Origin of the sequence: Pseudomonas simiae, from assembly GCF_900111895.1 — a bacterium.
GTDB lineage: Bacteria > Pseudomonadota > Gammaproteobacteria > Pseudomonadales > Pseudomonadaceae > Aquipseudomonas > Aquipseudomonas simiae.
On the sequence record NZ_FOKB01000002.1, the window covers coordinates 403,084 to 423,833 of the forward strand.

General features: G+C 61.6%; 20 protein-coding genes. 14 read left to right on the forward strand and 6 right to left on the reverse strand.

The genetic code is table 11. The features are described 5' to 3' along the window. Positions 1 to 105 precede the first annotated feature (105 nt). The 8 genes from lepA to tadA all read left to right on the forward strand — a co-directional run bounded on the left by lepA (position 106) and on the right by tadA (position 8,290). Positions 106 to 1,905, forward strand: coding sequence for a translation elongation factor 4 (gene lepA / locus BMZ57_RS07870; RefSeq protein WP_003188853.1), 1,800 nt, complete (start codon positions 106 to 108; stop codon positions 1,903 to 1,905). A gap of 5 nt (positions 1,906 to 1,910) precedes the next feature. Next, positions 1,911 to 2,765 (forward strand): signal peptidase I, encoded by an 855-nt coding sequence (gene lepB, locus BMZ57_RS07875; RefSeq protein WP_010212881.1) that lies wholly within the window; start codon positions 1,911 to 1,913, stop codon positions 2,763 to 2,765. A gap of 150 nt (positions 2,766 to 2,915) precedes the next feature. Beyond that, positions 2,916 to 3,605 carry a ribonuclease III gene (rnc, locus tag BMZ57_RS07880; protein WP_010212880.1) on the forward strand — a complete coding sequence of 230 codons (690 nt, stop codon included), beginning with the start codon at positions 2,916 to 2,918 and terminating at the stop codon, positions 3,603 to 3,605. Further along, positions 3,598 to 4,500 (forward strand): GTPase Era, encoded by a 903-nt coding sequence (gene era, locus BMZ57_RS07885; RefSeq protein WP_010212878.1) that lies wholly within the window; start codon positions 3,598 to 3,600, stop codon positions 4,498 to 4,500. Before rnc ends, era begins: the two co-directional genes overlap by 8 nt. Before the next feature lie 154 nt (positions 4,501 to 4,654). Then, positions 4,655 to 5,344 carry a DNA repair protein RecO gene (gene recO, locus BMZ57_RS07890; protein WP_010212877.1) on the forward strand — a complete coding sequence of 230 codons (690 nt, stop codon included), beginning with the start codon at positions 4,655 to 4,657 and terminating at the stop codon, positions 5,342 to 5,344. 51 nt (positions 5,345 to 5,395) lie between these two features. After that, complete coding sequence (gene pdxJ, locus BMZ57_RS07895) at positions 5,396 to 6,139, forward strand: pyridoxine 5'-phosphate synthase (protein WP_021491822.1); 744 nt, start codon at positions 5,396 to 5,398, stop codon at positions 6,137 to 6,139. A gap of 277 nt (positions 6,140 to 6,416) precedes the next feature. After that, complete coding sequence (locus tag BMZ57_RS07900; RefSeq protein ID WP_021491821.1) at positions 6,417 to 7,793, forward strand: multicopper oxidase family protein; 1,377 nt, start codon at positions 6,417 to 6,419, stop codon at positions 7,791 to 7,793. Next, positions 7,793 to 8,290 carry a tRNA adenosine(34) deaminase TadA gene (tadA, locus tag BMZ57_RS07905; protein ID WP_010212871.1) on the forward strand — a complete coding sequence of 166 codons (498 nt, stop codon included), beginning with the start codon at positions 7,793 to 7,795 and terminating at the stop codon, positions 8,288 to 8,290. Before BMZ57_RS07900 ends, tadA begins: the two co-directional genes overlap by 1 nt. Before the next feature lie 79 nt (positions 8,291 to 8,369). Here the strand turns inward: tadA and cmoB are convergent, their stop codons facing one another. From cmoB to BMZ57_RS07935, 6 genes are all read right to left on the reverse strand, one after another. Next, positions 8,370 to 9,326, reverse strand: coding sequence for a tRNA 5-methoxyuridine(34)/uridine 5-oxyacetic acid(34) synthase CmoB (gene cmoB / locus BMZ57_RS07910; RefSeq protein ID WP_010212870.1), 957 nt, complete (start codon positions 9,324 to 9,326; stop codon positions 8,370 to 8,372). Then, a complete protein-coding gene (cmoA, locus tag BMZ57_RS07915; protein ID WP_010212868.1) occupies positions 9,323 to 10,066 on the reverse strand; it encodes a carboxy-S-adenosyl-L-methionine synthase CmoA in 744 nt (247 codons plus the stop codon). The genes cmoB and cmoA overlap by 4 nt, the downstream gene beginning before the upstream one ends. A 36-nt stretch (positions 10,067 to 10,102) precedes the next feature. After that, a complete protein-coding gene (locus tag BMZ57_RS07920) occupies positions 10,103 to 10,759 on the reverse strand; it encodes a lysoplasmalogenase (RefSeq protein WP_010212866.1) in 657 nt (218 codons plus the stop codon). A 1-nt stretch (position 10,760) separates the two neighbouring features. Continuing rightward, a complete protein-coding gene (locus BMZ57_RS07925; RefSeq protein WP_010212864.1) occupies positions 10,761 to 11,150 on the reverse strand; it encodes a protease inhibitor I42 family protein in 390 nt (129 codons plus the stop codon). A gap of 192 nt (positions 11,151 to 11,342) precedes the next feature. Beyond that, complete coding sequence (gene lon / locus BMZ57_RS07930; protein ID WP_010212861.1) at positions 11,343 to 13,763, reverse strand: endopeptidase La; 2,421 nt, start codon at positions 13,761 to 13,763, stop codon at positions 11,343 to 11,345. Between the two features lie 92 nt (positions 13,764 to 13,855). Next, positions 13,856 to 14,845 (reverse strand): GntR family transcriptional regulator, encoded by a 990-nt coding sequence (locus BMZ57_RS07935; RefSeq protein ID WP_069672372.1) that lies wholly within the window; start codon positions 14,843 to 14,845, stop codon positions 13,856 to 13,858. A 337-nt stretch (positions 14,846 to 15,182) separates the two neighbouring features. Between BMZ57_RS07935 and BMZ57_RS07940 the strand changes: the two genes are divergently transcribed. The 6 genes from BMZ57_RS07940 (at position 15,183) to BMZ57_RS07965 (ending at position 20,747) form a co-directional block, all read left to right on the forward strand. Then, positions 15,183 to 16,505, forward strand: a complete 1,323-nt coding sequence (locus BMZ57_RS07940) for an amidase (protein ID WP_044286684.1) — start codon at positions 15,183 to 15,185, stop codon at positions 16,503 to 16,505. An 11-nt stretch (positions 16,506 to 16,516) separates the two neighbouring features. Continuing rightward, positions 16,517 to 17,395 (forward strand): polysaccharide deacetylase family protein, encoded by an 879-nt coding sequence (locus BMZ57_RS07945; RefSeq protein ID WP_010212857.1) that lies wholly within the window; start codon positions 16,517 to 16,519, stop codon positions 17,393 to 17,395. Between the two features lie 140 nt (positions 17,396 to 17,535). Continuing rightward, positions 17,536 to 18,876: an MFS transporter gene (locus BMZ57_RS07950; protein ID WP_069672371.1), complete on the forward strand. Its 1,341-nt coding sequence runs from the start codon at positions 17,536 to 17,538 to the stop codon at positions 18,874 to 18,876. Between the two features lie 10 nt (positions 18,877 to 18,886). After that, the gene (locus tag BMZ57_RS07955) at positions 18,887 to 19,648 is read left to right on the forward strand and encodes an SDR family NAD(P)-dependent oxidoreductase (RefSeq protein ID WP_042571706.1); all 762 of its coding nucleotides are present in this window, start codon (positions 18,887 to 18,889) and stop codon (positions 19,646 to 19,648) included. Positions 19,649 to 19,690: 42 nt separating this feature from the next. Then, a complete protein-coding gene (locus BMZ57_RS07960; protein ID WP_010212852.1) occupies positions 19,691 to 20,440 on the forward strand; it encodes an SDR family NAD(P)-dependent oxidoreductase in 750 nt (249 codons plus the stop codon). Positions 20,441 to 20,453: 13 nt separating this feature from the next. Further along, positions 20,454 to 20,747: a hypothetical protein gene (locus tag BMZ57_RS07965; protein WP_021491815.1), complete on the forward strand. Its 294-nt coding sequence runs from the start codon at positions 20,454 to 20,456 to the stop codon at positions 20,745 to 20,747. Positions 20,748 to 20,750: the final 3 nt, after the last annotated feature.

The following is a 20,750-nucleotide window of genomic DNA, read 5'->3' on the forward strand; positions in this document are numbered from 1 at the left end:
TTTTTGTTCTGGTCAGCAAAGATGACGTCTGGCCTGAGCATCAGGTACAATTCCCGGCTATTTTTCAGCGGGCAATCTGCCTGCAGCCTTTTTGAGTGTTGATCCGTGAGTGATTTGAGTCATATCCGCAATTTCTCCATCATCGCCCACATTGACCATGGCAAGTCGACGCTGGCCGATCGATTCATCCAGATGTGCGGCGGCCTTGCCGAGCGTGAAATGGAAGCCCAGGTCCTGGACTCCATGGACCTCGAGCGCGAGCGCGGGATCACCATCAAGGCCCACAGCGTTACGCTGTATTACAAAGCCAAAGACGGCATCACCTACCAGCTGAACTTCATTGACACCCCGGGCCACGTTGACTTCACCTACGAAGTCAGCCGTTCCCTGGCGGCCTGTGAAGGTGCCTTGCTGGTGGTCGACGCCGGCCAGGGCGTTGAAGCGCAGTCGGTTGCCAACTGCTACACCGCGATCGAGCAGGGCCTGGAAGTCATGCCCGTGCTGAACAAGATCGACCTGCCCCAGGCCGAGCCTGAGCGCGTCAAGGAAGAGATCGAGAAGATCATCGGCATCGACGCCACCGACGCCGTCACCTGCAGCGCCAAGACCGGCCTGGGTGTCGACGAAGTGCTCGAACGCCTGGTGCACACCATTCCAGCCCCGACCGGCAACTACGAAGATCCGCTGCAAGCGTTGATCATCGACTCCTGGTTCGACAACTACCTGGGCGTTGTGTCCCTGGTTCGCGTTCGTCACGGCCGCGTGAAGAAGGGCGATAAGATCCTGGTCAAGTCCACCGGCAAGATCCACCTGGTGGACAGCGTCGGTGTATTCAACCCCAAGCACACCGCGACCGTTGATCTGAAAGCCGGTGAAGTAGGCTTCATCATCGCCGGCATCAAGGACATTCACGGCGCACCGGTGGGTGACACCCTGACCCTGAGCTCCACGCCGGACGTCGACGTGCTGCCAGGCTTCAAGCGCATCCAGCCGCAGGTCTACGCCGGTCTGTTCCCGGTCAGCTCCGATGACTTCGAAGATTTCCGCGAAGCCCTGCAGAAGTTGACCCTCAACGACTCGTCGTTGCAGTACACCCCGGAAAGCTCCGACGCACTGGGCTTCGGCTTCCGCTGCGGCTTCCTGGGCATGCTGCACATGGAAATCATCCAGGAGCGCCTTGAGCGCGAATACGACCTGGACCTGATCACCACCGCGCCGACCGTTATTTTCGAGTTGTTGCTGAAAACCGGTGAAACGATTTACGTCGACAACCCGTCCAAGCTCCCGGATCTCTCGGCGATCGAAGACATGCGCGAGCCTATCGTGCGGGCCAATATCCTGGTACCGCAGGAGCACCTGGGCAACGTCATTACGCTGTGTATCGAAAAGCGTGGCGTCCAGCGCGACATGCTGTTCCTCGGCACCCAGGTCCAAGTGACCTACGACATGCCGATGAACGAAGTGGTATTGGACTTCTTCGACCGCCTCAAATCCACCAGTCGCGGCTATGCTTCGCTGGATTACCATTTTGACCGTTACCAATCGGCTAATCTGGTGAAACTGGATGTGTTGATCAACGGCGACAAGGTCGATGCCCTGGCACTGATCGTGCACAAGGACAACGCGCACTACAAAGGTCGCCAGTTGACCGAGAAGATGAAAGAGCTGATTCCGCGCCAGATGTTCGACGTCGCGATCCAGGCCGCCATTGGCGGGCAGATCATTGCGCGGACCTCCGTCAAGGCACTCAGAAAGAACGTACTGGCCAAATGCTACGGCGGTGACGTAAGCCGTAAGCGCAAGCTGCTTGAGAAGCAAAAGGCCGGTAAAAAACGCATGAAGCAAGTAGGTAACGTGGAAGTTCCACAAGAAGCCTTCCTTGCGGTGCTCAGGTTGGATAGTTAGGTCCTATGTCGCTAAATTTCCCGCTGTTGCTGGTCATCGCCGTTGCCGTTTGCGGCCTCCTGGCGTTGCTCGATCTGGTGTTCTTCGCCCCGCGTCGGCGGGCGGCTATCGCGTCCTATCAGGGCAGCGTCAGCCAGCCCGATGGCGTGGTGATCGAGAAGCTGAACAAAGAGCCCTTGCTGGTTGAATACGGCAAGTCGTTCTTCCCGGTGTTGTTCATCGTGCTGGTGCTGCGTTCGTTCCTGGTGGAACCGTTTCAGATTCCTTCGGGGTCGATGAAACCCACCCTGGACGTGGGCGACTTCATCCTGGTGAACAAGTTTTCCTACGGGATCCGCCTGCCGGTGATCGACAAGAAGGTCATCGAAATCGGTGACCCACAGCGTGGCGATGTGATGGTGTTCCGCTACCCGAGCGACCCGAACGTCAACTACATCAAGCGTGTGGTTGGCCTGCCGGGCGACGTGATCCGTTACACCAGCGACAAGCGTCTGTTCATCAACGGTGAGTCGGTGGCCGAGAAACTGGTCGGCTCCGAGCCGAACAGCCTGGGCAGCGCCGAGCTGTACCAGGAAAAACTCGGTGCGGTGGAGCATGAAATCCGTAAGGAAATGAGCCGCTACCGTGCCCAGCCAGACGGCCAGTGGAAAGTGCCGGCCGGGCACTACTTCATGATGGGCGACAACCGCGACAACTCCAATGACAGCCGGTACTGGGATGACCCCAACATTCCCAAGGACCTGCTGGGCATGGTTCCCGACCAGAATATCGTCGGCAAGGCCTTCGCGGTCTGGATGAGCTGGCCGGAACCCAAACTCAGCCACCTGCCGAACTTCTCGCGGGTCGGGCTGATCAAGTAATACAGGCGGCGCTGTGAACACAGCGCCGAATGCTTTTCTGGGGTGGGGACAAATCGGTCCTGCCTCATGCTGCACCAACCAGGATTTGAATTTGAACACTGCGTCAATCGTCGATGGCCGCCGGTGCCACCAAACAGATATGGGTAAACCGTGAGCGTTTCTCTAAGTCGTCTCGAGCGCCAGCTCGGCTACACCTTCAAGGACCAGGAATTGATGGTCCTTGCCCTTACACACCGCAGCTTTGCAGGGCGCAATAACGAGCGCCTGGAATTTCTCGGTGATGCCATCCTCAATTTCGTCGCCGGTGAAGCTCTTTTCGAGCGCTTCCCCCAAGCCCGTGAAGGCCAGCTGTCGCGCTTGCGCGCACGCCTGGTGAAGGGCGAGACCCTGGCCGTGCTGGCCCGTGGCTTCGGCCTGGGCGAGTACCTGCGCCTGGGTTCCGGTGAGCTGAAGAGCGGCGGTTTCCGCCGTGAATCGATCCTGGCCGACGCCCTCGAAGCGCTGATCGGTGCCATCTACCTCGATGCAGGTATGGAAGCAGCCAAGGAACGTGTCACCGCGTGGCTGACCTCCGAGATCGAAAGCCTCACGCTGGTCGACACCAACAAAGACCCCAAGACCCGCTTGCAGGAATTCCTGCAATCGCGCGGTTGCGACCTGCCACGCTATGAAGTGGTGGATATCCAGGGTGAGCCGCATTGCCGCGTGTTCTTCGTGGAATGTGAAATCACCTTACTGAACGAAAAAAGCCGAGGTCAGGGTGTGAGCCGTCGTATTGCCGAACAGGTAGCGGCCGCTGCAGCACTGATTGCCCTGGGCGTGGAGAATGGCCATGACTGATTCAAACGCAACACGCTGTGGCTATGTTGCCATCGTCGGCCGCCCGAACGTGGGCAAGTCCACGCTGCTGAACCACATCCTTGGCCAGAAGCTCGCGATCACCTCGCGCAAGCCGCAGACCACCCGCCATAACATGCTGGGCATCAAGACCGAAGGCAACGTGCAAGCGGTCTACGTCGATACCCCGGGCATGCACAAAGGTGGCGAAAAAGCCCTGAACCGCTACATGAACAAGACCGCTTCGGCGGCGTTGAAAGACGTCGACGTGGTGATCTTCGTGGTCGACCGCACCAAGTGGACCGACGAAGACCAGATGGTCCTGGAGCGTGTGCAGTACGTCACCGGCCCGCTGATCGTCGCGCTGAACAAGACTGATCGCATCGAAGACAAAGCCGAGCTGATGCCGCACCTGAGCTGGTTGCAGGAACAGCTGCCGAACGCCCAGATCATCCCGATCTCCGCCCAGCACGGCCACAACCTGGACGCCCTGGAACGTGTGATCGCCGAGCACCTGCCGGAGAACGAGCACTTCTTCCCGGAAGACCAGATCACCGATCGCAGCAGCCGCTTCCTCGCCGCCGAACTGGTGCGCGAGAAAATCATGCGCCAGATGGGCGCCGAGCTGCCGTACCAGATCACCGTCGAGATCGAAGAGTTCAAGCAGCAAGGCAAGACCCTGCACATTCATGCGCTGATCCTCGTCGAACGTGACGGCCAGAAGAAGATCATCATTGGCGACAAGGGCGAGCGCATCAAGCGTATCGGCACCGAGGCGCGCAAGGACATGGAGTTGCTGTTCGACTCCAAGATCATGCTCAACCTGTGGGTGAAGGTGAAGGGTGGCTGGTCCGATGATGAGCGTGCATTGCGCTCTCTGGGCTACGGCGACCTGTAAGGACGCCGCAGGGAAAAAATGTGGGAGGGGGCTTGCCCCCGATAGCGGTGGGTCAGTTAGCAAATAAGTGACTGACACACTGCCATCGGGGGCAAGCCCCCTCCCACATTAGGTTTGTGTCGTTTTCACTAGTGCATTCCAGCAACGAGAACCCATGTCCTCAACCACGCCCCCCAGCCAGCCCGCGTACGTCCTGCACAGCCGCGCCTACCGCGAGACCAGCGCCCTGGTGGACTTCCTCACGCCTCAGGGCCGCCTGCGCGCAGTATTGCGCAGTGCGCGGGGCAAGGCGGGCACGTTGGCGCGGCCATTTGTCGCCTTGGACGTGGAGTTTCGCGGCAAAGGCGAGCTGAAAAACGTCGGGCGCATGGAAAGCCTCGGCACTTCTGCCTGGCTTAATGGTGAGGCGCTGTTCAGCGGCCTCTACCTCAACGAATTGCTGATCCGCCTGCTGCCCGCCGAAGACCCACACCCGGCGGTCTTCGATCATTACGCCGCCACCTTGCTCGCCCTGGCCGAAGGGCGTCCCCTGGAACCGCTGCTGCGCGCCTTCGAATGGCGTCTGCTCGACGACCTGGGTTACGGCTTCGAACTGGCCAACGACCTGCACGGCGATCCTGTCGCCGCCGATGGCATGTATCGCCTGCAAGTCGACGCCGGCCTGGAGCGCGTGTACCTGTTGCAGCCGGGCCTGTTCCAGGGCACCGAACTGTTGGCCATGAGCGAGGCGGACTGGACCGCACCCGGTGCGCTTTCTGCCGCCAAGCGCCTGATGCGCCAGGCCCTGGCCGTGCACTTGGGCGGACGGCCGCTGGTCAGTCGCGAGTTGTTTCGAAAGCCCTGACAACCCCGTGTATGCTGTGCAGCGTTTCTTTCCCTATTCAGGAGCGCTTCCGTGACCACCAGCAATCGCATTCTTCTTGGCGTCAACATCGACCACGTCGCTACCCTGCGCCAGGCCCGGGGCACCCGTTACCCGGACCCGGTCAAGGCCGCGCTGGACGCCGAAGAAGCGGGCGCCGACGGCATCACCGTGCACCTGCGCGAAGACCGCCGTCATATCCAGGAGCGTGATGTGCTGGTGCTCAAGGATGTGCTGCAAACCCGCATGAACTTCGAAATGGGCGTCACCGAAGAAATGATGCAGTTCGCCGAGCGCATCCGCCCCGCGCACATCTGCCTGGTGCCGGAAACCCGTCAGGAACTCACCACCGAAGGCGGCCTCGACGTGGCCGGCCAGGAAGCGCGGATCAAGGCCGCCGTGGAGCGCCTGTCGAAGATCGGCAGCGAAGTGTCGCTGTTCATCGACGCCGACGAGCGCCAGATCGAAGCCTCGCGTCGTGTCGGCGCACCGGCTATCGAACTGCACACTGGCCGTTACGCCGATGCCACCACGCCGACCGAAGTGGCTGATGAGCTGCAACGCATCATTGACGGTGTGAGCTGCGGTCTCAAGGAAGGCCTGATCGTCAACGCCGGCCATGGCCTGCATTACCACAACGTCGAGGCGGTGGCGGCGATCAAGGGCATCAACGAGCTGAACATCGGCCATGCGCTGGTGGCGCATGCGCTGTTCGTCGGTTTCAAAGGTGCGGTTGCCGAGATGAAGGCCCTGATCCTGGCAGCCGCCAGAACTTAAGCGAACACAGTCTAAAGAACGCTGAAGATCAACATTGTGGGAGCGGGCTTGCTCGCGAATGCAGTGGCTCAGTCAAAGATGTATTCACTGACCTGTCGCCTTCGCGAGCAAGCCCGCTCCCACACTGGATCTTCAGTGTATCCAGAGTCCTGACCACCCAGCTAAACCCTTTGAATTCAGCTGTGCGGCAATGCGAACCCTTACTGTTTAGCGCCCGCGGGTGTATTGTATCTGCCCTTTGCAGGCCCTGTGCCTGCTGCAGATACGTGAGGTTGTTGTGTCCCAATCGTTTTCCCGTCGACAGATTCTCGGTGGCCTTGCCGGCCTGGCAGTAGTCGGTGTGGGTGCCGGTGGCGCCTACCGCTACTGGCTGGGCAAGGTTGCCGATGCCAACGCAGGAAGCGATTACCAATTGATTGCCGCGCCGCTGGACGTGGAGCTCGTGCCGGGTCACAAGACCGAAGCCTGGGCATTCGGCCCTTCGGCGCCTGGCACCGAGCTGCGCGTGCGCCAGGGCGAATGGCTGCGAGTGCGCTTCATCAACCACTTGCCGGTCGCCACCACCATCCACTGGCATGGCATCCGCCTCCCGCTGGAAATGGACGGCGTGCCTTACGTCTCGCAATTGCCGGTGCTGCCCGGCGAATACTTCGACTACAAGTTTCGCGTGCCCGACGCGGGCAGCTACTGGTATCACCCCCATGTGAACAGCAGCGAAGAACTCGGCCGCGGCCTGGTTGGTCCGCTGATCATCGAAGAGCGCGAGCCCACCGGTTTCAAACATGAACGCACCCTGAGCCTAAAAAGCTGGCACGTGGACGAAGAGGGCGCTTTCGTGGCCTTCAGCATTCCCCGTGAAGCGGCGCGTGGCGGCACCGCCGGGCGGTTGTCGACGATCAATGGCGTGTCCCAGGCCGTCATCGATCTGCCCGCCGGGCAGATCACCCGCGTGCGCCTGCTCAACCTCGACAACACCCTGACCTATCGCATCAACATCCCGGATGTCGAAGCGCAGATCTACGCGCTGGACGGCAACCCCATCGAGCCGCGCCCGCTGGGCAAGGAATACTGGCTGGGCCCCGGCATGCGCATCTGCCTGGCGATCAAGGCACCGCCTGCCGGTGAGGAACTGTCGATTCGCAACGGCCCGGTGCGCCTCGGTACGTTTCGTTCGGTGGCCAACTCCGATGCACCGACTGCGTGGCCGCCCGCATTGCCCGCCAATCCGATCAGCGAACCGGACCTGGCCAATGCGGAGAAACTCAACTTCAATTTCGAATGGGTTGGCACCGTTTCAGTCGATGACGGCAAGCCACCCAGCCTGTGGCAGATCAACGGCAAGGCCTGGGACATCACTGACAAGACCTGCGCCGACCGCCCGATTGCCAAGCTTGAGAAGGGCAAGAGCTATATTTTCGAATTGAAGAACATGACCCAGTACCAGCACCCGATCCACCTGCACGGCATGAGCTTCAAGGTGATCGCGTCGAACCGCCACAAGGTGATCCCGTACTTCACCGACACCTACCTGTTGGGCAAGAACGAACGCGCCCGCGTGGCGTTGGTGGCGGATAACCCAGGCGTGTGGATGTTCCATTGCCACGTGATCGACCATATGGAAACCGGCCTGATGGCCGCCATCGAGGTGGCGTGATGCGCCAGTTTCGCCCCCCCGCGATCATCGACCGCAGCCGCGACCAGGACTTCATGCGCGAAGCCCTGGCCCTTGCCGCCCAAGGTGCTGCATTGGGTGAAGTGCCCGTCGGTGCAGTGCTGGTGCAGGACGGTGAAATCATCGGCCGTGGCTTCAACTGCCCCATCAGCGGCAACGACCCCAGTGCCCACGCCGAAATGGTCGCCATCCGCGCCGCCGCGCAAGCCATCAGCAACTACCGCCTGGTGGGCAGCACGCTGTATGTGACGTTGGAACCCTGCAGCATGTGCGCGGGCTTGATCGTGCACTCACGGATTGCGCGGGTGGTGTACGGCGCGCTGGAGCCCAAGGCGGGGATCGTGCAAAGCCAGGGGCAGTTTTTTACCCAGGGCTTTCTCAATCATAAGGTGCTGTTTGAAGGCGGCGTGCTGGCCGAGGAGTGCGGCACGGTGTTGAGTGAGTTCTTCAAGGCTCGCCGGGCCAAACCACCACGCTAAAGAACACTGAGGACAAAAATGTGGGAGGGGGCTTGCCCCCTGCCACATTTGGCCCTGTGTTTCTTCAGGGCGATCGGGACTATTTCTTGGCGATGATCACCGCCCGCATTGGCGCCGGCAGCCCTTCGATGGTCTTGCTGTGATCTTCCGGGTCCAGGAAATCGCTGAGGGACTGGTACTTCATCCACTGCGTCCCACGCTGTTCCTCAACCGTGGTCACACTCACATCCACGCACCGTACGTCGCTGAAACCTGCACGCCGCAGCCACAGCATCAAGGCCGGCACCGAGGGCAGGAACCATACGTTACGCATTTGCGCGTAGCGATCTTCCGGCACCAGCACCTGTTGCTGATCGCCTTCCACCACCAGGGTTTCCAGGACCAGTTCGCCGCCTTTGACCAGTGTATCTTTCAGTGCAAGCAGATGCTCGATGGGCGAACGACGGTGGTAGAACACGCCCATGGAAAACACCGTATCAAAGCCTTCCAGGTTCGACGGCAGGTCTTCGAACGGAAACGGCAGGTGCCAGGCCTTGGGCTCGGACAGGTAGCGCTGCACCGCCTGGAACTGGCAGAAGAACAGCCAGTTGGGATCAACGCCAATCACGCTATCGGCGCCGGCGCCGAGCATGCGCCACATGTAGTAACCGTTGCCGCAGCCCACGTCGAGGATGCGCTTGCCCTTCAGGTTCAAGTGCGGTGCAACGCGGGACCACTTCCAGTCCGAGCGCCACTCAGTATCCACATGCACGCCGAATAGGTTGAATGGTCCTTTGCGCCAAGGGCTCAGGCCCATCAGCGCGGTATGCATCTGCGCGCGGGTGTCATCGTCGCAGTGGGTATCGAGTGTCAGGCCGTTGAGCAAATCCACTTCGCTGGGTTGGATCTTTGGCAACGCATCCAGCGCACTCTGCCAGCGCTCCAGGTCGCCATGACCCTTTTCCATCTTGCTATCGAGTTGCGCTTGCAGGCCCTGGGCCCACACGGCCAGGGGAGTGCCGACCAGGTGGCGGGCGAGGGGAGACAGATCAATCATGGCAAGGCAATCAACGAGGCAAAGTTAAGACACTGGAACCATGGCACAACTGTCGAGAACCCGGCCGCCAACAGGCGTTCGCGATGTTCTTCGAGGCTGTCGGGCTTCATGACGTTTTCGATGGCGCTGCGCTTCTGGGCGATTTCCAGTTCGCTGTAGCCATTGGCGCGTTTGAACGCGATATGCAGGTCGGTGAGCAGCGCATGTTCTTGCGCATCGTTGAAACGCAGCTTCTCCGAAAGGATCAGCGCACCGCCCGGCAACAGTGATTGGCGGATGCGCGAGAGCAGCGCCAGGCGCTCATCGGGTGCGATGAATTGCAGGGTGAAATTCAGCGCGACCACTGACGCCGGCTGAAATTGCAGCGCGAGGATATCGCCCTCGATCACTTCAACCGGCAGCAACTCCTGGAACATCGAGTCCTGGCCATTGAGGTATTCACGGCAACGCTCGACCATCGCCGCCGAGTTATCCACCGCGATCACTCGGCAACCGTCGGTGCGCACATGACGGCGCAAGGCCTGGGTCACTGCGCCGAGGGATGACCCCAGGTCATACAGCACGCTGTTGGGTTGGGCGAACTGCGCGGCGAGTACGCCAAGGTTCTCGACGATGGTCGGGTAACCCGGTACCGAGCGCTTGATCATGTCCGGGAACACCCGCACCACGTCCTCGTTAAAGGCGAAGTCCGGCACCTGGGGCAGGGGCTGGGCGAATAGGCGATCGGGTTCTTTGCTCACGGTTGTTCCGGCGACGAAGGGGGAAAGGCCGGCATTTTAGCCAACTTGGCCCTCATGTGCGCGGGTTGTCTGATGGAAAGCCGAGGCCGTGATGCCCCATTGGCCGAGCCAATACGTAGTGATCAGCAAATACGGCGCTGCATCGAACGCCACCACAAATCGGTTGATGCCGATCAGCGTGTCGGAAAACACGAACGACGCCGCGCCCGCAGCCGCCAACCCTGCCGAACGCTTCGGCACATCGCTGCCTAGCCGGGCCAATGCGCGCCAGAGCATGGCGCTGATTACCAGGGCATACACCACCACTGGAATCAGCAGGTCGCCCAGCCCATGGGAAATCAGGATGCTCAGCAGGATCGCGCCCACGGCCAGCGCCAAGATCAGCGGCAGCAGCGCCAAGCGGCGACAGTCACTGAAATAGGCTTTGAGGTAGGCCAGGTGCGCCAACAGAAATGCACCCAAGCCAAAGATGAACAGGTCACCCGGCCAGGCAAGCAGCACATCGCCCACCAGGGAAAAAATCAGCCCCAGGCTGATCCAGCGTCGATAGTCGGTGGGTGGCGCATCATGCAGCCAGCCCAGCAGCGCCAGTACTGGCAGCGGCTTGACCAGCAGGCACAGCAACGTGGCATGGGTGGTCAGGCCGTAGATAAAGGTGCCGGCGCCCATCAACGCAAGAATCAGCCATGGCATATCAGTTCACCGTGATAGCGCAGTCAAAGGTCTCGACGGGTTCGGCTTCCGGCTCCCAGGGTTGTTGGGAGGTCAGGCGCAAACGGCCCTGCCCGGTGGCGAACGCCTGGAAGCGCCAGGTCGACTGGCCGCCGCCACCGATCACGCCGGATTCCGAGCTGCTGTAGACCTCCGGGCTCAACGCACGCAACACGCCGCCGGCGGAGTCCTGGATCGCCCAGCGGTAGCCAGTGGTGGGGTTGCTCGGCAGGGTCAGGATCAGGTTTTGTCCGCTTTTAAGCTGCAGCGGGCAGGCGCTCTGATTGTCCACGGTGACGTTTTGCTTCGGTGCACTGGCGCACGCGGCCAGCAGGGCAAGGCTCAAGGGGAGAAGCAGGCGGGCAGCGGTCATGGGGGCTCCGTTGATTCACGACGAAGGGCGAGCATAACCGAAGATGAGACAAGGTGTGACTGGATGGGAACTTGTGGTGACCGGGCCGGCCCTTTCGCGAGCAAGCCCGCTCCCACCTGTCGACCGCGTACGCGGTCAACATGGAGGAGCGGGCTTGCTCGCGAAGAGGCCGCTCCAGGCGCTACATAACGATCAGAACAGCACTTTGGCCACATCCGCAAATCGCTTGGCAAAGTGCACCGTCATGCCTTCTTTCAGGTACTCCGGCAACTCTTCAAAGCTCCCGCGATTCGGCTCCGGCAAGATCAGCTCATGGATCTTCTGGCGCCGCGCCGCAATCACCTTCTCGCGCACCCCGCCAATCGGCAGCACATGCCCGGTCAGTGTCAGCTCGCCGGTCATCGCCACGCCTTTTTTCGGCGGCTGGTTGCGTGCCAGGGACAGCAGCGCACTGGCCATGGTTACCCCGGCGCTTGGGCCGTCTTTCGGCGTGGCGCCTTCCGGCACGTGCAAGTGCACGAAGGCTTCGTCGAAGAACTTCGGATCACCGCCAAACGACTTCAGGTTCGAGCTGATGTAGCTGTAGGCAATCTCCGCGGACTCCTTCATCACCTCACCCAATTGCCCAGTGAGCTTGAAGCCGCGATTGAGGGTATGGATACGCGTCGCCTCGATCGGCAGGGTCGCGCCGCCCATGCTGGTCCAGGCCAGGCCGGTGATGACGCCGGTGCCGGACAGCACTTGCTCATTGCGGAACACCGGCACGCCCAGGGAGCTTTCCAGGTCCTTGTTGCCGATCTTGATCACCGAGTCCGGCTCATCCAGCAACTTGACCACCGCCTTGCGCACCAGTTTGCCCAGCTGTTTCTCCAGCTGACGTACGCCGGCCTCTCGCGCATAGCCGTCGATCAACGCACGCAGCGCGCCATCGCTGATGGTCAGGGTGTTTTTTGACACGCCTGCTTTTTCCAGCTGTTTCGGCCACAGGTGGCGCTTGGCGATGGCGACTTTCTCTTCGGTGATATAGCCCGACAGGCGGATCACTTCCATACGGTCCAGCAACGGGCCGGGGATGGAATCCAGGGTGTTGGCGGTGCACACGAACAGCACTTTGGACAGGTCCAGGCGCAGGTCCAGGTAGTGGTCGAGGAATTCGACGTTCTGTTCCGGGTCGAGGGTTTCCAGCAGCGCCGACGCCGGGTCGCCCTGGAAGCTCTGGCCCATCTTGTCGATCTCGTCGAGCATGATCACCGGGTTCATCACTTCCACATCTTTAAGCGCCTGCACCAGCTTGCCGGGCATGGCGCCGATGTAGGTGCGGCGATGGCCCTTGATCTCGGCCTCGTCGCGCATACCGCCGACGCTGAAGCGATAGAACGGCCGCCCCAGGGACTCGGCGATGGATTTACCCACGCTGGTCTTGCCCACGCCCGGCGGGCCGACCAGCAGCACGATGGAGCCGGCGACTTCGCCCTTGTAGGCACCCACCGCCAGGAATTCGAGGATGCGGCTCTTGATGTCATCCAGGCCCGCGTGGTGTTTATCCAACACTTTTCGTGCATGTTTCAGGTCGAGCTTATCCTCGCCATACACGCCCCATGGCACCGACGTGGCCCAGTCCAGGTAGTTGCGTGTCACCGCGTATTCCGGCGAGCCGGTTTCGAGGATCGACAATTTGTTCAGTTCTTCATCGATGCGTTTTTTCGCCTGGGCCGGCAGTGCTTTGCCTTCCAGGCGTTGCTCGAACTGTTCGACGTCCGCACTGCGATCGTCCTTGGTCAGCCCCAGTTCTTGCTGGATGACCTTGAGCTGTTCCTTGAGGAAGAACTCGCGCTGGTGTTCACCGATCTTGCGGTTCACCTCGGCGGACAGTTCTTTTTGCAGGCGCGCGACTTCGACTTCTTTGCGCAGCATCGGCAGCACTTTTTCCATGCGCTTGAGCATGGGCACGCAGTCCAGCACTTCCTGCAACTCATTACCGGTGGCCGAGGTCAGCGCAGCGGCGAAGTCGGTCAGTGGCGATGGGTCGTTGGGGCTGAAGCGGTTGAGGTAGTTCTTCAACTCTTCGCTGTACAGCGGATTGAGTGGCAGCAGTTCCTTGATCGCATTGATCAGCGCCATGCCGTAGGCCTTGACCTCGTCGGTCGGCTCGCTCGGCTGGTGCGGGTATTCGACTTCCACCAGATAGGGCGGGCGGTGGTGCTTGAGCCAGGTTTTGATGCGCACACGGGTCAGGCCCTGGGCCACGAATTGCAGCTTGCCGTTCTCGCGGCTGGCGTGGTGCACCTTCACCAGGGTGCCGTACAGCGGCAGGGCTGAGGTGTCGAAGTGGCGTGGGTCTTCCGGCGGCGTGTCCATGAAGAACAGGGCCAGGGAGTGGTGGTCGGATTTGCTCACCAACTCCAGGGTCTCGGCCCACGGCTCTTCGTTGACGATCACCGGCAGCACTTGCGCCGGGAAGAAGGGCCGGTTGTGGATCGGAATGATGTAGACCTTGTCCGGCAGGTTTTGCCCAGGCAGGGCCAGGCCGGTATTGGACGAGGCGGATTCAGCGTTTTCGGGGTCGGCGTAGTCGTTGAGGTCGTAATCAGGGAATTCTTGCTGGTCGCTCATGGGGCACCTGCATAAGGAAGTATGCAAGTTAGATGGGGCGGGGTAGCGGTGGTTTCAATGGTCGGGTGAAGTTAGCAACAAATTGCATGAATTCAGCTGATTTTGTGCAGGTAGCTCGGCAATGGCTGCTCCGGCAGCACTGACAACACTTTCAACCGCTGCAGCATACGCTGCCGTGCGCGTTGCAAATGCTCGCGCAGGTTCAGCGCCGCCGCGTCAAAAGCGCCGTGCAACAACAACTCTAGAATCAGCCGATGTTCGGCCAGCATGGCTGGATCGGCGCCGATCCCCAGCAAACGGTAGAAAATCCGGCTGATGATCATCGGGCTCTGTCCTTGGCGAATCAGTGCCGCGATCTTGCGATTCTGTACGCCGGCTAGGCAGCGCTGGTGCAGGTCCTCCTCGATCTGTTCGATGGCCTCCAGGCTGCAGTGGGGGCTGTCCTGGGCATCGAGCACGCGTTGCAACATGGCCTCCAGCAATTCGCGGTCGAGGTGGGGCGCGCTCTGGCGTAGGGCTTCGGGTTCCAGGCAGGCGCGCAGCTCGTAGTCTTCGGTGACTTCGCGGGCGGTCAGCGGTCCTGCCAGCCATTGAGAGTAGGGCTCTTTTTCCACCAGGCCTCGGTCGCGCAGGCGCATCAGCGCTTCGCGCACCACTGCGCGGCTGACGCCGTAGTGGTCGGCGGCGGCTTGCTCGTCCAGGCGGTAGTGACCGAAGGCAATGCAGGTGGACAACGCAGCGCCGATTTCCTCGACGATGCGCTCGCCCAGGGGCCGCGTGTCCACCAACTCATCTTCCCCGTTGAGGCCCAAGTGCGCATGGCTCAAGGGTAGGCGCAGCGGTTCCAGCGCCAGGCCTTCGGGGTTGATCAGGTAACCCCGGCCGTTGAAGCGACAGATCAGCCCTTCCTCATGCAGCAGGTCGAGGGCTCGGCGAACCGGCACGCGACTGGTGCCGAACAATTCGGCCAGCGGCGCTTCCAGCAAGACCAGGCCGTGGCGTGCGGTGCCGTTGACGATCGCATCACGCAATACCTGGTGAATCATCGCGTAACGGGAGGCCGAGGCGGACACTGCTTTCATCGCTTTCTCTGGGGCTTGTAGGACGGTGGCCGGGGATTCTCTCATAAGTTGCGCCTGTCACCCTGCGCCACAGCGGCGGCACTTTTTTGGGGCTTGAAATGTGGTGATGTTACTTTTCTGCACAAAAATGTACTTATTAATAAAAGATACATTATTTCATTCGGCACGCTTTCCGGCGTGCTCCCGTCCTTTTTTTGCGCTGTTTAAAACCTTCTATCCCGTAGCTCTGGGCAAAATCCACGGTTTGCGTAGAGCCCGTCAAACAGAGACTGGCACGAAAGCTGCCTTTGTAAAATGTATATTTTATTAATATGTACGTTTTATAAGGGGCAACCTGATGTCAGACGCCACTTCAATGGCCGAGGATTTCGCCAGCGGTCGCAGCGACCCGGTGCAAGTCCTTGAACAGGCACTCGAGAAGGCGAGCCAGGTCCCGGCTGTGTTCATCAGCCTGACTGCCGAGCGCGCGCGCCGGGAAGCTGAAGCCGCTGCCGCCCGTTGGCGCGCCGGCCAGCCTTTGAGTGTATTCGACGGCGTACCCTTGGCCTGGAAGGATCTGTTCGACGTGGCCGGCAGCATTACCACTGCTGGCGCCGCCTACCGCCGCAACGCGCCTGCCGCATTGCTCGACGCACCGACGGTCGGCTTGCTGTGCCGCGCCGGGATGGTCAGCGTGGGCAAGACCAACCTCAGCGAATTGGCGTATTCCGGCCTGGGCCTGAACCCGCATTTCGGCACGCCACACAATCCCCATGGCACTGACCAGCCACGCATTCCCGGCGGCTCGTCGTCCGGTTCAGCCGTGGCCGTCGCTGCCGCAATTGTGCCCATCGCCATGGGGACCGACACCGCCGGTTCCATCCGCATCCCCTCGGCGTTCAACGGCCTGGTGGGTTACCGCAGCAGCAGCCGACGCTATAGCCGCGACGGCGTGTTCCCCCTGGCCCACACCCTCGACAGCCTGGGTCCGCTGACGCGCAGCGTGCGTGATGCCCTGGCCATCGACGATCTGCTGCATGGCCGTCGCCAAACGCACATCGCCCGCAGCCTCAAGGGCCAGCGTTTTGTGTTGGCGCAGCAAGATGTCGAACCCGCTGTACGCAACAACCTGCTGCGCGCAGTGGAGCAACTCAAGGCCCACGGCGCGTTGATCGAAGAACGCGAGTGCCCGACCTTCCAGGCCACCTTGGACCTGATCAAGCACCATGGCTGGCTGGGTTCCTTCGAAGCCTTCGCCTTGCACGAAGCCTTGCTCGACAGCCCCGACGCCGAACAACTCGACCCCCGTGTACGCCGCCGCCTCGAAGCCGCGCGCGCGCTGCCGGCCAGCCAACTGCTCCACTTGTTCGACGCCCGTCGCCGCCTGCAACAGCAATTGATGGCCGACCTCGACGGCGCCCTCCTGATCACCCCCACCATCGCCCATGTCGCTCCGGCGTTGGCACCGCTGGAAGCCGATGACGAGCTGTTCGTCAAAACCAACCTCGCCACCCTGCGCCTGACCATGCCCGGCAGTTTGCTCGACATGCCGGGCGTGACCCTGCCCAGCGGCCGTGATGCCCAGGGCCTGCCCACCGGGCTGCTGCTCAGCGCCCCGACGGGGGAAGACGCTCGCCTGTTGCGCGCGGCGCTATCCGTCGAATCCGTACTCAACGTTTAAGGAGACACATCATGGCTAAAGACATTCTCTGTGCATTCGGCGTCGACGTTGACGCCGTCGCCGGCTGGCTCGGTTCCTACGGCGGCGAAGACTCGCCGGACGACATCTCCCGTGGCCTGTTCGCCGGCGAAGTCGGCGCGCCGCGCCTGCTCAAGCTGTTCGAACGCTATGGCCTGCGTACCACCTGGTTCATCCCTGGCCACTCGATGGAAACCTTCCCCGAGCAGATGAAGGCCGTGGCCGACGCCGGTCACGAAATCGGTGTGCACGGCTACAGCCATGAAAACCCCATCGCCATGACGGCCGAGCAGGAAGAAATTGTCCTGGATAAATCCATCGAGCTGATCACCCAAGTCACCGGCAAGCGCCCGACGGGTTACGTGGCGCCGTGGTGGGAATTCAGCAAGGTCACCAACGAACTGCTGCTGAAAAAAGGCATCAAGTACGACCACAGCCTGATGCACAACGACTTCCATCCCTACTACGTGCGCAAGGGCGACAGCTGGACCAAGATCGACTACAGCCAGCACCCCGACACCTGGATGAAACCCCTGGTGCGCGGCGAAGAAACCGACCTGGTGGAGATCCCGGCCAACTGGTACCTCGACGACCTGCCGCCAATGATGTTCATCAAGAAAGCCCCCAACAGCCACGGCTTCGTCAACCCGCGTCACCTCGAAGAAATGTGGCGCGACCAGTTCGACTGGGTGTATCGCGAACACGAACACGCCGTGTTCACCATGACCATCCACCCCGACGTCTCCGGCCGTCCGCAAGTGCTGCTGATGCTTGAGCGCCTGATCGAACACATCCAGAGCCATGCCGGTGTGCGCTTCGTGACCTTCGACGAAATCGCCGACGACTTCATCCGCCGCCAACCCCGTACCTGACACACCCCACCTGTAGCAGCGGGCTTGCCCGCGGAAACCGTCAACGATGACGCGGGCATCCTGGATGAACGCGGTGTCGAGGCGTTCTTCGCCAGCACGTTCGCTCCTACGGAGGGCCACTAACCCTTGAGGCGCGACCCATGTCCATCTACAACAAGCTTGACCTGACTGGCTGGAAACCCCGGCAACTGACGTCCAAGGAGGTGCGATTTGCCACCTGGATCGCGTTTTTCGCCTGGGTGTTTGCGGTGTATGACTTCATCCTGTTCGGCACCTTGCTGCCGGAGATCGGCCGGCATTTTGGCTGGGGTGAAGTGGAGCAAGCTGAAATCGCGACGTGGGTGGCGGTCGGCACGGCGGTGGTTGCGTTTGCCATCGGCCCGGTCGTGGACAAATTGGGGCGGCGTACCGGCATTATCTTCACGGTGGCCGGCTCCGCGCTGTGCTCGGCACTCACCGCGATCGGCGGTGCGTGGGGCAAGTCGCCGCTGATTCTGATCCGTTCGTTGGGTGGCTTGGGGTATGCCGAAGAAACCGTCAACGCGACGTACTTGAGTGAGTTGTATGGCGCCTCGGAAGATCCGCGACTGACCAAACGCCGTGGTTTTATCTATAGCCTAGTGCAAGGCGGCTGGCCGGTGGGGGCTTTGATTGCCGCCGGGTTGACCGCGCTGTTGCTGCCGATCATTGGCTGGCAGGGCTGCTTCATCTTCGCCGCGATCCCGGCGATTGTCATCGCGATCATGGCGCGCAAGCTCAAGGAGAGCCCGCAGTTCCAGATCCACCAGCGCATCAGCGAACTGCGTAAAAGCGGCGCATTGAAGGAAGCGCAAAACGTTGCCGTGACCTACGGCGTGGACTATGACGAACACAGCAAGGCCGGCCTCAAGGCCGCGTTCCGGGGCCCGGCGCGGCGCGCCACGTTAGTGATCGGCGCGGCACTGTTGCTCAACTGGGCGGCGATCCAGGTGTTCAGCGTGCTCGGTACGTCGGTGATCGTCAGCGTGCACCATATCTCGTTCGAGAATTCGTTGATCATCCTGGTGCTGTCGAACCTGGTGGGTTACTGCGGTTACCTCAGCCACGGCTGGATGGGTGACAAGATCGGCCGTCGCAACGTGATTGGCCTGGGCTGGATGCTCGGCGGCCTGTCGTTCGCCGGGATGCTGTTTGGCCCGAGCAATATGCCGATGGTAGTCGGGCTGTACAGCCTGGGCCTGTTCTTCCTGATCGGTCCATATTCGGCGGCGTTGTTCTTTATCAGCGAGAGTTTCCCCACCAGCATCCGCGCCACTGGAGGCGCAATCATCCACGCCATGGGGCCGATCGGTGCGGTGGTTGCAGGCTTTGGCGCAACCCAGGTGTTGTCTGCCGGCAGCGACTGGCAGACCGCCGCGCTGTGGTTCGGTGCGCTGCCGTGTTTCCTGTCCGGCGCCTTGATGTTTGCCGCACGCCATGTGCGCCCGGAAACCGTTCAGTAAGGAGTGTGTGATGAGCCGTAAAGTCGCCTTGATTACCGGTGCCGCCAGCGGCATCGGCCAAGCCCTCGCCGTGGCCTATGCCCGTAACGGCGTGGCGGTGGTCGGCGGGTATTACCCGGCCGATCCCCATGACCCGCAGACCACCGTCAGCCTGGTAGAAGAGGCCGGTGGCGAGTGCCTGATGCTGCCGTTGGACGTGGGTGACACCGCTTCAGTCGATGCCCTGGCCGCGCAAGCCATCCAGCATTTCGGTCGACTGGATTACGCCGTGGCCAACGCCGGCCTGCTGCGTCGCGCACCGTTGCTGGAGATGACCGACGCGCTGTGGGACGAAATGCTCAACGTCGACCTGACGGGGGTGATGCGCACCTTCCGCGCGGCGACCCGGCACATGCAGGAAGGCGGTGCGCTGGTGGCGATTTCGTCGATTGCCGGCGGTGTGTATGGCTGGCAGGAACACAGCCATTACGCGGCGGCCAAGGCCGGCGTGCCGGGGTTGTGCCGGTCGCTGGCGGTGGAGTTGGCGGCCAAGGGCATCCGTTGCAATGCGGTGATCCCAGGGTTGATCGAGACGCCGCAATCGCTGGATGCGAAGAACTCGTTGGGGCCGGAAGGCTTGGCGAAAGCGGCGCGCGCGATTCCGTTGGGCCGGGTAGGGCGGGCGGATGAAGTGGCGTCTCTGGTGCAGTTTTTGACCAGTGACGCATCGAGCTATCTGACCGGGCAAAGCATCGTCATCGACGGTGGCCTGACCGTGCGCTGGCCCGATTGACTGTACCCACATCAGAACTGTGTTTGTCTCGGGAGAATTTACATGCCCCAACTCATCCACCGCCGCGCCGTCATCACCGGCGCCGGCAGCGGCATCGGTGCCGCCATCGCCCATGCCTACGCCACTGAAGGCGCGCGCCTGGTACTGGCCGACCGCAACGCCGCCAGCCTCGCGGAAACGGCGATCACCTGCCGCAACCTCGGTGCCGAGGTGTTCGAGTGCCTGGCTGACGTCGGCACCGTCGAAGGCGCCCAGGCCAGTGTCGATTGCTGCATCGAACACTTCGGCGGAATCGATATCCTGGTCAACAACGCGGGCATGCTCACCCAGGCACGCTGCGTCGACCTGTCCATTGAGATGTGGAACGACATGCTGCGTGTCGACCTCACCAGTGTGTTCGTCGCCAGCCAGCGCGCCTTGCCGCACATGCTCGCGCAACGTTGGGGGCGGATCATCAACGTCGCGTCGCAACTAGGTATCAAGGGCGGCGCCGAGCTGACCCATTACGCCGCAGCCAAGGCCGGGGTGATCGGTTTCACCAAGTCCCTGGCCCTGGAAGTGGCCAAGGACAATGTGCTGGTCAACGCCATCGCGCCAGGCCCGATCGAGACGCCGCTGGTAGGCGGTATCAGCGACGACTGGAAGCGCGCCAAGGCCAAGGAACTGCCCCTGGGTCGCTTCGGTCTGGCTGATGAAGTTGCGCCAACGGCGGTGCTGCTCGCCAGCGAGCCCGGTGGCAACCTGTTCGTCGGCCAGACCCTGGGCCCGAACTCCGGCGATGTCATGCCATGAGTGGGGTGTAGCCATGTGCGGACTCTGCGGACTGCTTGGCGAAGACCTGCACTGGAGCGATCCCCTGGGCGATGAACTGCCCCGGCGCCGCGAACGCCTGCGCCGGATTGCTGCGATAAACCAGGTGCTGGCAGTGTTCCGGCTCAAGGTCGAAGATTTCCAGGGCGCGTCGTATTTGCTGTTGGGCGCCACCGGCAAACAGGCGCTGGCCAGCGGCCTGGATCAACTCTGGCAGGCGGCCGAGAGCATGCTCGGCCGCCCGCTGGACCCCCTCGACCCCCACTTGCTGGATCACCTGGACTTGTAGGCG

What these genes read in the sequence shown, in the direction of transcription:
- BMZ57_RS07935 (WP_069672372.1), bottom strand. Translation starts at nt 14,845, where the DNA reads ATGAAAGCAGTGTCCGCCTCGGCCTCCCGTTACGCGATGATTCACCAG.
- lepB (WP_010212881.1), top strand. Translation starts at nt 1,911, where the DNA reads ATGTCGCTAAATTTCCCGCTGTTGCTGGTCATCGCCGTTGCCGTTTGC.
- BMZ57_RS07945 (WP_010212857.1), top strand. Translation starts at nt 16,517, where the DNA reads ATGGCTAAAGACATTCTCTGTGCATTCGGCGTCGACGTTGACGCCGTC.
- BMZ57_RS07925 (WP_010212864.1), bottom strand. Translation starts at nt 11,150, where the DNA reads ATGACCGCTGCCCGCCTGCTTCTCCCCTTGAGCCTTGCCCTGCTGGCC.
- tadA (WP_010212871.1), top strand. Translation starts at nt 7,793, where the DNA reads ATGCGCCAGTTTCGCCCCCCCGCGATCATCGACCGCAGCCGCGACCAG.
- BMZ57_RS07920 (WP_010212866.1), bottom strand. Translation starts at nt 10,759, where the DNA reads ATGCCATGGCTGATTCTTGCGTTGATGGGCGCCGGCACCTTTATCTAC.
- lon (WP_010212861.1), bottom strand. Translation starts at nt 13,763, where the DNA reads ATGAGCGACCAGCAAGAATTCCCTGATTACGACCTCAACGACTACGCC.
- BMZ57_RS07950 (WP_069672371.1), top strand. Translation starts at nt 17,536, where the DNA reads ATGTCCATCTACAACAAGCTTGACCTGACTGGCTGGAAACCCCGGCAA.
- BMZ57_RS07960 (WP_010212852.1), top strand. Translation starts at nt 19,691, where the DNA reads ATGCCCCAACTCATCCACCGCCGCGCCGTCATCACCGGCGCCGGCAGC.
- BMZ57_RS07955 (WP_042571706.1), top strand. Translation starts at nt 18,887, where the DNA reads ATGAGCCGTAAAGTCGCCTTGATTACCGGTGCCGCCAGCGGCATCGGC.
- cmoB (WP_010212870.1), bottom strand. Translation starts at nt 9,326, where the DNA reads ATGATTGATCTGTCTCCCCTCGCCCGCCACCTGGTCGGCACTCCCCTG.
- BMZ57_RS07940 (WP_044286684.1), top strand. Translation starts at nt 15,183, where the DNA reads ATGTCAGACGCCACTTCAATGGCCGAGGATTTCGCCAGCGGTCGCAGC.
- era (WP_010212878.1), top strand. Translation starts at nt 3,598, where the DNA reads ATGACTGATTCAAACGCAACACGCTGTGGCTATGTTGCCATCGTCGGC.
- recO (WP_010212877.1), top strand. Translation starts at nt 4,655, where the DNA reads ATGTCCTCAACCACGCCCCCCAGCCAGCCCGCGTACGTCCTGCACAGC.
- BMZ57_RS07965 (WP_021491815.1), top strand. Translation starts at nt 20,454, where the DNA reads ATGTGCGGACTCTGCGGACTGCTTGGCGAAGACCTGCACTGGAGCGAT.